Source organism: Pseudomonas sp. Q12-87, assembly GCF_001269755.1.
GTDB classification, from domain to species: domain Bacteria; phylum Pseudomonadota; class Gammaproteobacteria; order Pseudomonadales; family Pseudomonadaceae; genus Aquipseudomonas; species Aquipseudomonas fluorescens_S.
On the sequence record NZ_LHVI01000019.1, the window covers coordinates 11,928 to 25,238 of the forward strand.

Below are 13,311 nucleotides of genomic sequence, written 5' to 3' on the forward strand. Positions count from 1 at the left end.
GTCTCCAACGGCCGGCCGATTACAGCAGCGCCCATGGAGGCCGGCAAACGCAGGGATGATCGCCCGCTGATACTTTTTTAACGCGTAACCGCAGGGCACCCTCGGGTTAAAAAAGTATCGGTGAGGGGGCGTGTCGAGACTGGCGAAACACCGCAGGCGCGGCGTAAGGTGCTCGTCATAACGACTAAGAGGCGCGACATGCCTGATCACCGAACGCCCCTGTTCGAGCAGCGACCGGCCGAACTGGAAGTCATCCTGCCCGAGCCCGAACACAGTTTTCGCTGGTACGAGCACGATTACCCGTACCCGTTGGCGCGCTGGAACCATCATCCCGAATTTGAAATCCATCTGATCCGCCAGGGCAGCGGAAAGCTGTTGGCCGGTGACTATATCGGCCCGTTTGGCCCCGGCCACGTCGCAATGATCGGCCCGAACCTGCCCCACGACTGGATGGGCGACCTGGCGCCCGATGAGCACTTGGCCGGGCGCGACGTGGTGCTGCAATTCGACGGCGCGACGCTGCTGAGCTTGCGCCGGACCCTGCCCGAACTGGGCGATCTGCACGGGTTGTTCGAGCGCGCTCGCCGTGGACTGGCGTTCCGCGGCAGCACCGCGCAACACGCCGGCTACCTGCTTGAAACCATCGGCCCGGCCCAGGGGTTGGCGCGCCTGGCGCTGTTCCTGGAACTGCTCGATACGTTGAGCCGGGCCCCCGAGGACGAAGCGCAAGTCCTGGCGAGCCCGTTCTACGCACCCAGCCTTGACGCCCGCAGTTCCGAGCGCATCCATAAAGCCTTCGAATATCTGCAAGCTGAACTCACCGGCGATGTGCGGCTGTCGGTCATCGCTCGCCAGCTGGACATGAGCGAACCGGGTTTCTCGCGTTTCTTCAAGCGCATCACCGGGCATGGCTTCATCGACCTGATGCGCAAGCTGCGGGTCCAGCGCGCCTGCCGGTTGCTGCTACAAAGTGAAATGCCGGTGACCGACATCTGTTTTGAGGTGGGCTACAACAACCTGTCCAACTTCAACCGACACTTTCGCATCGAGATGAACCAGACGCCCAGTGAGTATCGGCGGGGCGCGTTCGCCCTGGTTGAGGGAGCTTCCCCAGGAGCGAGCTGTGGGAGCGAGCTTGCTCGCGAAGACGGCAGCACCGCCACCATCGATGCGAACTGAGCCACACAACTAAGGCAGGTCCGGCATTTAGTCCGGGATACTTTTTTGATGTTTTTTCAACCGATAGGCGAACTGTGCCCGGCTCAGCCCCAACGAGCGCGCCGCCGCCGCCAGGTTGCCGCTGCTCAGTTGCAGGGCTTCGCTGATCAGTCGTGATTCCAGGCCGTCAATCGAGAAGTCCGAGTCCAGTTGGCTGAGGGACTGGAGCAACGGCGGTTTTTCTGCGGCATCGTTGGCGGCCAGGCCCATCGGCGAGAGGCCGCCGTGATGGTCCACGGAATACGCATCCACCGGCAGTTGCTCATTGCGAAACAGGTGCATCAGGTCGATCGCCTGGCCTTCTTCGCTGGCGATCAGGCCGCGCTCGATGAGGTTTTGAAGTTCCCGGACGTTTCCCGGAAAGTCATAGCGCAGCAGGACCTTCAAGGCGCGCATGGTCAAGCCCATCGGGACGCGCCCGTATTCCTGGCAAAAGCGCTTGAGGAAGGCATTGATCAGCAACGGTATGTCATCGCGGCGTTCACGCAGGGGCGGCAGGGCGATGGGGTAGACATTGAGCCGGTAAAACAGGTCTTCACGAAACGCGCCGTCCGCCACGGCTTTGCGCAGGTCGATGTTGGTGGCCGCCACGACCCGCACATCGACCTTGATGCCGTGGTCGCCGCCGATCCGTTCGATTTCCCGCTCCTGCAAGGCGCGCAGCAACTTGCTTTGCCCGGCCAGGCTCAGGCAGGTGATCTCGTCCAGGAACAACGTGCCGCCGTGGGCGCGCTCGAAACGACCTGGGCGCGAATGGGTGGCGCCGGTGTAGGCACCACGCTCGACGCCGAACAGTTCGGCCTCGATCAGGTTGTCGGGAATCGCCGCGCAGTTGAGGGCTATGAACGGCCCATCACGGCGGCGACTCAGTTGATGCAACTGGCGGGCGAACATCTCCTTGCCCACGCCGGATTCGCCGCTGACCAGCACGGTAGCGGGCGTCAAGGCCACCCGTTGCAGGGCTTGGGTCGCGGCGTTGAAGGCTGCGCTGGCACCGATCAGTGGTTGTTCGCTGTCAGCCAGCGGGGCGGTGCCGGCAACGTTGTCGGACCGAGTGTCGGCGCGCGCGACAATCGCAGGTTGTGAGGCGTTGAGGTAATTCAGGTCTTGCTCGACGTCCCCCCATTGCTCTGCGGTCTTGCCGACGACGCGGCAACGCTCGTGGCCCATGCCTCGGCATTCCACTTCGCGGAATATCACCAGTTGCCCGAACAGCCCACTGACGAAGCCGATGGCATAGCCCAGCTCAGTCCAGCACACCGGATCCTGCCCGGTGCCATAGGCCGCGACATGCTCGTCAGCCTCGCAGGAGTGATGCCAGAGGAACTCCCCCTCATAGAATCCCGAGTCGGAGTCGAACTTGAAATGCAGCGGTTCGACTTTGGTCATGCCTTCAAGGGTATGCAGATGCGTGCCTGCGCGAAACACCGCCGCGGCATTGGCGTGGGGCCAGCGTTCGCGAATCAGCCGCGCGTCCCGGGCGCCCGAGGAATAGCCGGTGCGGGTGAGCATGCCCCGTGCCTGCTCCAGTCCTTGGCGTTCGATGATTTCCCGGCGCAACGCCCCAAAGGACGAGCTGTGCAGCAACAACATGCGTTGGTCGTTGAGCCAGATACGCCCATCGTCGGGGGAAAAGAACAGGCAATCGGTGAGCTCTGCCGGCGTGGGCGAACTGCTGTCGCTCAGCTCGTTGCTGTCTCCGCGGGGGTGGTAATGCTCGGTGGCGACCCGCAGGTCGGGCAATTGGCAGTGGGGATTATTCATTGTTATGCCCCTGGATAGTGATGATCCAAATGATCACCTGGCGAGATAGTTATTAAGCATAACTTTATCAAATGAACAAGCGGCAGCTGGCCAACGGCCAGGTCGGTGATGGTTAAGCGGGCACGGTGCCAGACCAAGAGCCTTGAACCAGAGCCCTGCGTCAGCTTTATCGCGGTACGCAGGCAAAACCGGCACAGCGCTTGCTCAAGCACTTTCACGGCGTTTGCGGCGCGACCTTCCAGGTGCGGCAAACGATGACAACAACAAAGAGCCGGGAGTTATACATGTCTGCAGCCAAAAGCCACCTGCTGTCTGAGGTGATCGAGTCGGAATGCGTTTTCAACGGTGACTGGGTGCCTGCCTCGGGCCCGCTGCAATCGATTATTGAGCCGGCCACCGGCGAGCGACTGATGCGCAGTGCCACGGCTGACGCCGCCGACATCGCCAAGGCCAGTCGCGATGCAGCCCTGGCCCAACCGGCATGGGCAGCGCTGGGGCCACGGCAACGCGCGGCGATCTTTCGCAAGGCGGCCGATGTGGCCGAACGGTCTTTTGCGGAACTGGCGCTGTACGTCGCCCGGGAAACTGGCGCGGCCTTATTCAAGGGCCAGCACGAGGTCCGTGAGGCAATCGTGCTGCTGCACCAGGCGGCGGGCATGCTGTCCCAGGCCCACGGGGTGGTGCTGCCCAGCGAGGCGGGGCGCTTGTCCTATGCGCGCCGCTTGCCCCACGGCGTGATTGGGGTGATCTCGCCGTTCAATTTTCCGTTGGTGCTGTCGATGCGTTCCGTAGCGCCGGCCCTGGCAGCGGGAAACGCGGTCGTGCTCAAGCCTGATCCGCAAACGCCGGTCAGTGGCGGTTTCCTGATTGCCCGGCTGTTTGAAGCCGCCGGGTTGCCCAAGGGGCTGTTGCAAGTATTGCCCGGTGCGGCGGATGCGGGGGAGGCGCTGTGCCGCGACCCCAACGTGAAAATGATTGCTTTTACCGGCTCTACCGGTGCCGGTCGCAAAGTGGCCGAAGTGGCCGGGCGCAACTTGAAGAAAGTCGCGCTGGAATTGGGCGGCAAAAACCCGCTGATCATCCTCGAAGACGCCGATCTGGATCTGGCCGCCCGCAATGCAGCATGGGGCGCCTGGATGCACCAGGGGCAGATTTGCATGGCGACCGGGTTGATCCTGGTCCATGAATCCATTGCCCAGGACTTCACGCGCAGATTGGTCGAGAAAGCTCGGGCATTGACCGTGGGCGACGCCGCCCGCGAAGAAGCGGCGTTGGGCCCGTTGATCAATCAGCGGCAGCTGCAACGGGTGCATGACATCGTCAGCGACAGCGTCCGGGCCGGCGCCACGCTGGAAACTGGCGGTGAATACGACCGGTTGTTTTACCAACCCACCGTGCTCAGCGGTGTGAAACCGGGCATGCGCGCGTTCGAGGACGAAGTCTTTGGTCCTGTGGCAACGGTGGTCAGTTTCGCCACCGACGATGAAGCCATCGAACTGGCGAATCGCACTGAGTACGGCTTGTCGGCGGCGATCATCTCGCCCTCGGTGGGACGGGCCATGGCCATCGGCGAGCGGCTCGAGTGCGGCATGTTGCACATCAATGACCAGACCGTCGCCGATGAGTGCATCAACCCGTTCGGCGGACGCGGTGCCTCGGGCAACGGCGGCAGCGTCGGCGGGCCGGCGGACTGGGACGAATACACGCAGTGGCAATGGGTGACGGTGAAGGATAAGGCGCCGATCTACCCGTTCTGAGGCTTGTTTTTTAAACAGGGGCCAATGAGCTGAGGCCCCTGCGAGCAGACAAAAATAATAAGAGGACTCAACATGAAACTCGACAACAAGATTGTGCTGGTCACCGGTGTCTCGTCGGGTATCGGTGCTGCCACGGCAAGCGTGTTGCGCGCTCACGGCGCCCATGTGATTGGCGTGGACCTCAAGGCTCCGAACATGACCCTGGACGGTTTTGTGCAGGGCGATTTGAGTAGTGCCGAGAACATCGAACGCTTGCTGCCTCAGCTACCCGCACGGTTCGACAGCCTGTGCAATATCGCCGGTGTGCCGGGCACCGCAAACCCGCAACTGCTGGCGCGGGTCAACTACCTTGGGCTGCGCCACCTGACCGGTTCGCTGTTACCGCGCATCAGCGCTGGCGGCAGCATCGTCAACATCGCCTCGATCCTCGGCGCCGAGTGGCCGTTACGCCTGGAGCAGCACAAGGCGCTGGCGCGTATCGAAGGGTTTGCCGCCGGGCAAGCCTGGCTCGCCGACCACCCGGTGCCGGACCAGACCTGTTACCAGTACTTCAAGGAAGCGCTGATCGTCTGGACCTACCTACAGGCCCAACCCTGGTTCCTGGAGCACTCGGTGCGCATGAACAGTGTCGCGCCAGGTCCGGTTTTCACACCGATCCTCGACGACTTCGTGAGCATGCTCGGCGAGGCTCGGACCCAGGCCGATGCCCATCGCATGAAACGTCCCGCGTATGCCGATGAGGTGGCGGTGGTGATTGCTTTCCTGTGCGCCGATGAGTCGCGATGGGTCAACGGCATCAACCTGCCCGTCGATGGCGGATTGGCCTCCACTTACATCTGAATGCACACCCGTAGAAAGCGGCGCACGCCGCTTACCCGAGCGTGGTGGCTGCAAAGCCATGCCTGAAAATAACAATAACGAGAAGCGTCCATGGATAACGTCAAAGATTGCCTTCGTTTCAAGCATTGCGCCTTGTTCCTGGCGTTGTGCAGCACCGGTGCGATGATCGAAAGGGTCGAGGCCATGCAAATGGACCTGGGCGACTCCGACTGGAAACTGCGTTGGGACAACACCATCAAGTACAGCCAGGCCTGGCGTCTGCAGGGCCAGGACAGTCACGTGGTCAACGCGCCTACCGCCAACGGCCTCTACCCGTCGATCCAGAGCCAGGGCGACAAGAATTTCAGCAGTGGCCTGGTCTCCAACCGCCTGGACCTGTTTTCCGAAATGGACCTAAGCCGGCAAAACTATGGGCTGCGCGTGAGCGGCGCGGCTTGGTACGACGACATCTATAACAAGGACACCGACAGCAGCGAGCAGACGCACTTTCTCAGCGAAACCCGCAAGCTTCATGGCCGCGACGCGGAAATTCTCGACGCCTTCGTGTTCTTGCGCGGTGATTTGGGCGAAGACTCCCAGGGCGTGGCGCGTCTGGGCCGCCACAGCCTGATCTACGGCGAAAGCCTGTTCTACGGCGGCAACGGCATCGCCAATGCCCAAGGCCCAACCGATGTGGTCAAGTTGCTCAGCGTGCCGGGGACCCAGTTCAAGGAGATCCTGCGCCCGGTCAACCAGATCTCCGGCCAATTGCAGATCAACCCGCAGTTGTCGGTGGGTGCGTACTATCAGTTTGAGTGGGAGCGTTCCAATCTGCCGGGCGCCGGCAGCTACCTGAGCGATGCCGATGCCATCGGTCATGGCAGCGGCCCCCTGCGGGAAGTGTTCGGCAACGACACGGTGAATGGCGGCGATCTGAAACCGCGCAATTCGGGGCAGGGCGGCATGCAGATCCGCTTCAAGCCGACCGGCACCGAGCTGGAGCTGGGTTTCTACGCGGCCCAGTATCACGATAAGGCGCCGATCGGGTTGTACGCGTACCTGGACGGTCCCGCCGCAGCGGCCACTGGGTTGCCCATCCTGGGTTCCTATCGTCAGGTCTACGCCGAAGACATCAAGACTGCCGGTGTCAGTTTCTCCACTGCCTACGGTCCGTTCAATTTTGCCGGTGAAACGTCGGTGCGCTGGAATGCGCCCTTGGTGAGCAACCTGCAAGTGGTGACGCCCGGGATGGAAGCCGACGGCGACGACCATTCGTTGTTCGCCCGGGGCAAGACCGCTCACGCCAACCTGTCGGCGATTTACCTGCTGTCGCCCACAGCATTCTGGGATGGCGGATCGGCCCTGGCCGAACTGGCTTGGAACCGCACCCTGAGCGTCACTGAAAACGCCGCCGCGCTGGATTCCAACACCACCCGCGATGCCACCGCGCTGCGAGTGTTGATGGAGCCGGCGTACTTTCAGATCGTCGACGGAATCGACCTGACCGTGCCGATCGGCATGGGCGTGGTGCTCGATGGGCGGTCCTCGGCCGTCAACAAGTCCGGCTTCGGCAATACCCATTCCGGCGACTGGAGTGTCGGGCTCAAAGCCACCTATTTGCAGCGCTGGGACGTCGGCCTCAACTACGTGAATTTCTTCGGCGCACCGAAAGCCGGGCTGCGCGAGGACGGCAATTTCAGCTACGGACAATCGCTGGCCGACCGCGACTTCGTCTCGCTCTACGTAAAAACCTCATTCTAATAAGGTGGATTCGCCATGCAGAACAAAGGATTCCTGAACATTTGCGTCCTGGCCCTTGCCCTTGCCGGCATGAGCCTGGCCCAGGCGGCGGTGTCGCCTGAACAGGCCGCACGTTTGAAAACCGATCTGACTCCCCTGGGCGGCGAGCGCGCCGGCAATGCCGATGGCAGTGTCCCGGCCTGGCAGGGCGGCTACACCCAGGTCTCACCCGGCTATAAAGCGGGCGACAAGCGCCCCGATCCGTTCGCCAGCGAAAAACCGCTGTATACGATCAAGGCCTCGAACATGGAGCAGTACGCCAGCGAGTTGGCCGAAGGCACCAAACTGCTGTTGAAGAAGTACCCGGACTATCGCCTGGACGTGTACCCGACCCATCGCTCGGCCGCCGCCCCGCAGTGGGTGTATGACAACACCAGCAAGAACGCCACCCGCGCTACGTTGGAGGTGGACAGCGAGAAGGTCTCCAACGCTTATGGCGGCATCCCGTTCCCGATCCCGGAAAACGGTGCGCAAGCGCTGTGGAATTACCGGTTGTCCTGGCAGGGCGGCGACACCATCAGCTCGCCTTTCGATACCTGGCTGATGACCGCAGGCGGCAAGAAAGTCCAAGCGACCCGGGCCCAATACACCTACCAATTTCCTTATTACGTCGAAGGCGGCAGCCTGGAAAACTATTCGGGCAAATACCTGCTGGGCAAACTCTTGACCGAGCTGCCGTCGTCCAAGGCCGGCGAAGGCCTGATGACCCATTGGGACCTGGACCCGGCCAATCGCGCGGCCTGGCAATATCTGGTCGGCCAGCGCCGGGTTCGCCGGGCACCGAACATTGCCTATGACACGCCGGACTTCGTGACCTCGGGTGTCGGCCTGTTCGACGAAGCGTTCATGCTGTTCGGGCCTACCGATCGTTATGACCTCAAGCTGGTGGGCAAAAAAGAACTGATCGTCGCCTACAACAATAACCGTGCCGCGCTGGCCAAGAGCGACGACCTGGTCAAGGTGAATTTTCTGAACCCCGATCTGGTGCGTTGGGAGAAACATCGGGTCTGGGTGGTCGAGGCCACGCTCAAGTCCGGCAAGCGCCATGTCGTCCCGCGTCGGACTTACTACATCGACGAAGATTCCTGGCAGATCCTCATGGCTGACGGCTATGACGCCCAAGGCAAGCTCGGCCGCCAGATGTATTCGTTGACGCTACTGGCCCCGGACCTTCCGGCCCTCACCGCACAGGTCATGTGGGGCAGCTACAACCTCGACACCGGCGCCTACTTCCTCAACTCATCGAGTAACGACTTGGCGGTCCAGTACCAGAAAGTCGCGAAGCCTTCGGCGTCCTATTTCACGCCGGATGCCATGGCCAACGAAAACATGCGCTGATCCGGTGGCGGCCGTGGCGAGAAAGAGCTTTGCCGCGGTCGCTTACGATTGTTCTGGCGGGATAACGATATGAATGTTGAAAAAATCGTTGCGAGACGCGGTCCGCTGTGGGGTGTTTGTGCCTTGGCGTTATGCCTGTTGGCGAGCGTGTCCCTGGGGGCACAGGCCTCGACGTTTGCAGTGCTGCAGCAGCCGGCATTGCCAACTTCCAAAGCCCCGCGCACGGTATTGCTCGGGCTGGCCCGGGCCGGCGACCGACTGGTGGCGGTCGGCGAGCGCGGGATCGTGTTGCTTTGCGATGATGCAGGAGTGAATTGGCGCCAGGCCAAGGTGCCGGTCAGCGTCAGCCTGACGGCGGTGCAATTCGTCGATGCCGAGCAGGGCTGGGCGGTCGGTCATCTGGGCGTAGTGCTGCACACCCAGGACGGCGGGGAAACCTGGCAAAAACAACTCGACGGTGAGCGGGCCAACGCATTGGCGATGCAAATCGCCGAGCGCGACGCCCAGCAACCCGGTGGGGCCAGCCACCTGGCGCAAGCACGACACATGCTCGATGACGGACCGGACAAACCGTTTCTCGACCTGTATTTCAGTGACCGCCTGCACGGCTACGTCGTGGGCGCCTACAACCAGATATTCCGCACCGACGACGGCGGGCGAAGCTGGCAGCCGTGGATGCGGCATGTGGACAATCCGCAGGGCTTGAACCTGTATGGCATCCGCGCCTTGGGCAACGATCTGCTGCTGGTGGGAGAGCGCGGCCTGCTGTTGCGTTCGACCGATGCCGGCCAGTCATTCCAGGCGTTGAAATCGCCTTATGAGGGCAGCTTTTTCGGCCTGCTCAGTACCCGCGATGGGGCGTTGATTGCCTATGGTTTGCGCGGAAACGCGTGGTGGTCCGATGACCGTGGCGGCAGTTGGCGACGCCTTGATACCGGTGTCGAATCAACATTGGCGACTGCGCTTGAGCTGCGCGACGGCAGCCTGCTGTTGGCCAGCCAAAGTGGTGAGCTTCTATTCAGTCACGACCAGGGTCGAAGCTTTGACAAGCGTCAGAGCCGCAGCGGCCGGACCGTCGCCGCCATGCAACAGGCGGTCGATGGCAGCCTGGCTAGCGTCGGTTTGAGCGGCGTGGCCGCTGACCAGGATCCGCGTGCCTCCGGTAAACCTTGAAACTTCACGGTGTAGCGCTATCGGGCCACGGCTCGTGCAACAGGGAGTCAAACTTGAAAGACGACAAAATCCAGACCGTGATCAGCCGCCAGGAAGACTTCGACCGGGCGTCAGGCAACTTCGCCGAACGCGCGATCTTCAACCATCGACCGCTGGTGATCCTGCTGTGCCTGTTAGTGACGTTGGTGCTCGGTTGGCAAGCCACGCGCATCGGCATCAATGCCAGCTATGAGAAAACCATTCCCACGGGGCATCCCTACGTCGCCAACTTCCTCGACAATCGCAGTGAGTTGAGCGGCTTGGGCAACTCGTTGCGCATCGCCGTGGAGGTCAAGCAGGGGAGTATTTTCACCAAGGACTACCTCAACACCCTGGCCAAGCTCAACGATGAACTCTATCTGTTGCCGGGCGTCGACCGGCCTTATATGAAGTCGCTCTGGACGCCGACCACCCGCTGGACTGCCGTCACCGAAGAAGGACTCGACGGCGGCACGGTGATTCCTGACGACTACGATGGATCAGCGACCAGCCTCGAGCAGGTGCGGACCAACGTGTCCCGCTCCGGAGAAGTCGGTCAACTGGTCGCGGGCAACTTCAAGTCCAGTGTGATTTTCGTGCCGTTGCTGGAAATCAATCCACAGACGGGTAAGGCGTTGGACTATGGCGAGTTTTCCCGTCAATTGGAGGCGTTGCGAGACAAGTACCAGACGGACGACCTGCAGATTCATATCACTGGTTTTACCAAGATCGTCGGTGATCTGATCGAGGGGATGACCCAGGTACTTCTGTTCTTTGTCGTGGCGGTGCTGGTGACGGTATTGGTGCTGTTTGGCTACACCCGTTGCGCGCGCAGCACCCTGGTGGTGGTGATCTGTTCGCTGGCGGCGGTGCTCTGGCAACTGGGGCTGCTGGCCCTGCTCGGTTATGAACTGGATCCTTACTCTGCATTGGTGCCGTTCCTGGTGTTCGCGATTGGCATGAGCCATGGCGCGCAGAAGATGAACGGCATCATGCAGGACATCGGCCGTGGTACTCACAGGGTGGTCGCCGCGCGCTATACCTTCCGCCGACTGTTTGCGGCGGGCATCACCGCTTTGCTCTGTGATGCGGTGGGCTTTGCCGTTCTGCTGTTGATCAATATTCGGGTGATCCAGGACTTGGCAATCACCGCCAGCCTCGGTGTGGCGGTGCTGATTTTCACCAACCTGATCCTGCTCCCGATCCTGCTCAGCTATATCGGCGTGAGCCCGGCGGCGGCACAACGCAGCCTGAGTTCGGAAACCACCGAGCAGCAGGCGCAGATCAAGCATCCGCTGTGGCGTGCACTCGACCTGTTCACCCAGCGGCGCTGGGCCATTGGCGCCATGGTGGTTGGCTTGCTGTTGGCCGCGTGTGGTTTTGCCGTGAGCTTGCATTTGAAGATCGGCGATCTGGACCCCGGCGCTCCGGAATTGCGCGCCGACTCGCGCTACAACCGCGATGCGCTGTTCATGACGCAAAACTATGCGGCCAGCTCGGATATTTTCGTGGTCATGATCAAGACCCCGGAGGACCAATGCACCCGTTACGCCAGTTTGTCGGCGGTGGACGCGCTGGCCTGGCAACTGGAGCAGTTGCCAGGCGTGGAGTCGACCACTTCGATGGCGGCACTGAGCAAGATCGCCACGGCCGGTTATAACGAAGGCAACTTCAAATGGTATGAACTGATCCCCAACGACGGCGCGTTGGGCGCCGTGCAAACCCGTGCACCGCGGGAGCTGTTCAACCAGGGTTGTTCAATGCTGTCGTTATACGTCTATCTTGCCGATCACAAAGCTGACACCTTGAACCGGGTGGTGGAGGCCAGTGAGCAGTTTATCGCTGGACATCACGTGCCAGAGGTCAAGTTCATGCTGGCGGCCGGCAGCGCGGGTATCGAAGCGGCGACTAATATCGTGGTGAAGAAGTCCATGCGCGAGATGCTGTTCTGGGTCTACGGTGCGGTCAGCCTGCTGTGTCTGCTGACCTTCCGCAGCTGGCGCGCAACCCTGTGCGCGATGCTGCCGCTGATGCTCACCTCGATCCTGTGCGAGGCACTGATGGTGGGGCTAGGCATGGGGGTGAAAGTTGCGACGCTGCCCGTCATTGCCCTGGGCGTGGGCATCGGCGTCGACTATGCGCTTTATGTGCTGAGCGTGATCCTGGCTCGAATGCGTGCCGGTGACACCCTGGCCCAGGCGTATTACCAGGCGCTGCTGTTCACCGGCAAGGTGGTGTTGCTGACAGGTATGACGCTGGCTGTGGCTGTGTCGACCTGGGCCTTTTCACCGATCAAGTTCCAGGCCGACATGGGGATCTTGCTGGCCTTCATGTTCCTGGTGAATATGCTCGGTGCCTTGATCCTGCTGCCGGCCTTGGCCTGGCTGCTGCTGCCACAGAAGGTCTTCGCAAAAAAGCCTGAACTGACCCGGCAGGAGCGGTGGGTTAGGGGGTGACTGCGTTCATTCAGGTGAACATCGAATCTGTGGGAGCGAGCTTGCTCGCGAAGGCTGTCTTGCGGCTCGCGTGGATTGTGTCGTTGGTGTACATATCCATTGCTGCGGTAACGGCGACTTAGGGTTCCGCCCTTACGGCGGGTCACTTTTTTCAGACGCCAAAAAAGTAACCCAAAAGGCTTTGCCCCACCACTCGGCACCTCGCCTAGGCTCGGTGTGCCCTCACTCCGGCATTGCTCCGTGGACCCGCCGCGAAGGGCCATCCATGGCCCAGCGCGGCTATCCCGGCATCCATGCCGGGATGCCCACTGCGCAATGCCTGCGTTCGGCCAGCGTGGTTAATGGGGCCCTCAGATCAAAAGCTGGCGAGGCGGCTTTATAGCCGGCCTGTTTCTTTCTGATGTACCCCATCCAACTGTGGGAGCGGGCTTGCTCGCGAAGGCGGTCCAACAAACTACCTACTTCTTTCTGATGTACCTAACATAGGAATCTGCTAGTGAAGGCGGTGGGTCAGCGGCAGTTAGTTGAATTCGCCGATATCATCGCGAGCAGGCTCGCTCCCACAATGGATCTTCAACAGTCAGCAATTCCATGTGGGAGCGAGCTCGCGAAAGCGGTGGGCCAGCTTGTGATGCCGTTGAATGCGCCGCCGCCTTCGCGAGCAAGCCCGCTCCCACAGGGGAACACGTTCGCAAAGAAACAGGTCGGCCGTTAGGCCGCCTCGTCGCGGACGTTGATCTCAAGGCGCCCCGTTAACCACGATGGCCGAACGCAGGCATTGCGCAGTGGACACCTCGGCATGGATGCCGAGGTAGCCGCGCTGGGCCATGGATGGCCCTTCGCGGCGGCCCACGGATCAATGCCGGAGAGAGGGCATGCCGAGCATTAGCGAGGCACCAAGTGGTGGGGCATGTAACGTTTTGCTTACTTTTGCGTTTTTCAAAAGTGAGCCGCTGTAGGAGCGGAAC

At 61.5% G+C, this 13,311-nt stretch carries 8 protein-coding genes; 7 read left to right on the forward strand and 1 reads right to left on the reverse strand.

Features of this window, described 5'->3' with window-relative positions; genetic code table 11:
- Positions 1–198: 198 nt before the first annotated feature.
- Positions 199–1,179, forward strand: coding sequence for an AraC family transcriptional regulator (locus AD663_RS12040; protein ID WP_033045989.1), 981 nt, complete (start codon positions 199–201; stop codon positions 1,177–1,179).
- 27 nt (positions 1,180–1,206) lie between these two features.
- Here the strand turns inward: AD663_RS12040 and AD663_RS12045 are convergent, their stop codons facing one another.
- On the reverse strand, positions 1,207–2,982 hold the full coding sequence (locus AD663_RS12045; RefSeq protein WP_053213796.1) for a sigma-54-dependent Fis family transcriptional regulator: 1,776 nt from the start codon (positions 2,980–2,982) through the stop codon (positions 1,207–1,209).
- Between the two features lie 284 nt (positions 2,983–3,266).
- Here AD663_RS12045 and AD663_RS12050 point away from each other — a divergent pair, with 284 nt between their 5' ends.
- The 6 genes from AD663_RS12050 (at position 3,267) to AD663_RS12075 (ending at position 12,343) form a co-directional block, all read left to right on the forward strand.
- On the forward strand, positions 3,267–4,739 hold the full coding sequence (locus AD663_RS12050) for a benzaldehyde dehydrogenase (RefSeq protein WP_053213797.1): 1,473 nt from the start codon (positions 3,267–3,269) through the stop codon (positions 4,737–4,739).
- Positions 4,740–4,811: 72 nt separating this feature from the next.
- Positions 4,812–5,579 carry a coniferyl-alcohol dehydrogenase gene (locus tag AD663_RS12055; RefSeq protein ID WP_053213798.1) on the forward strand — a complete coding sequence of 256 codons (768 nt, stop codon included), beginning with the start codon at positions 4,812–4,814 and terminating at the stop codon, positions 5,577–5,579.
- 90 nt (positions 5,580–5,669) lie between these two features.
- A complete protein-coding gene (locus AD663_RS12060; protein ID WP_053213799.1) occupies positions 5,670–7,319 on the forward strand; it encodes a DUF1302 domain-containing protein in 1,650 nt (549 codons plus the stop codon).
- Positions 7,320–7,334: 15 nt separating this feature from the next.
- The gene (locus AD663_RS12065; RefSeq protein ID WP_003181163.1) at positions 7,335–8,696 is read left to right on the forward strand and encodes a DUF1329 domain-containing protein; all 1,362 of its coding nucleotides are present in this window, start codon (positions 7,335–7,337) and stop codon (positions 8,694–8,696) included.
- A gap of 69 nt (positions 8,697–8,765) precedes the next feature.
- On the forward strand, positions 8,766–9,869 hold the full coding sequence (locus AD663_RS12070) for a YCF48-related protein (protein ID WP_053213800.1): 1,104 nt from the start codon (positions 8,766–8,768) through the stop codon (positions 9,867–9,869).
- Between the two features lie 53 nt (positions 9,870–9,922).
- Entirely contained in the window at positions 9,923–12,343 is a 2,421-nt protein-coding gene (locus AD663_RS12075) for an RND family transporter (RefSeq protein ID WP_053213801.1), read from the forward strand.
- Positions 12,344–13,311 lie beyond the last annotated feature (968 nt).